Annotated in this window: 1 protein-coding gene; it reads right to left on the bottom strand. The window is 46.2% G+C overall.

The genetic code is table 11. The features are described from left to right. Window positions 1-509, bottom strand: a 509-nt coding sequence (locus ACYQ3Q_RS28485; RefSeq protein WP_459931748.1) for an IS1634 family transposase, incomplete at both ends; no start/stop codon positions are given.

Raw genomic sequence — 509 nt, 5'->3', positions numbered from 1 at the left:
CCCCCTTGGGCTTACGGAGCATTTTTCTGACCAGATCCGTTGTCATCAGCTTTGAATCCGCGATATAAATCCCTTGATTCAAGCCGTTTTCCTGTAAATCATGGACAAGATCAATCGCCATTTTGTTCCATTCAATATCCGAAGTGTTCCCATCCATAACTTTTGCAGCGAGCGGTAGGCCATGTTCGTTAACGATCTTGCCCACGACCACTTGGGGGCATTCATGCCGATGGTCCTTGTTATATCCCTGTGTAATGTTTAGAGGGGTGTTCTCTGCCACTGGGCTTTTTTCACGAGACTCTTGTCCCGCCTCAATGTCTAATGCGTTATCAAAAACTTGGGGTTCTTCGTCAGCGTATTCCCCATAAAAGGAAACGGTGGTGGTATCGGCATGAAGCCTCTTAAAGGCAATATCATACGTGGTATGGGCACTTAACACAATGGATTTAAAAAGCGTTTCATCTCCGGCAGCTGCTATTTTATCAAGGCAATCTCCCAATGCGTCATCG

The organism is Desulfosporosinus burensis (genome assembly GCF_054657535.1).
The sequence above is the reverse complement of the archived record's forward strand: the minus strand, read 5'-3'. Positions and strand labels throughout refer to the sequence as shown.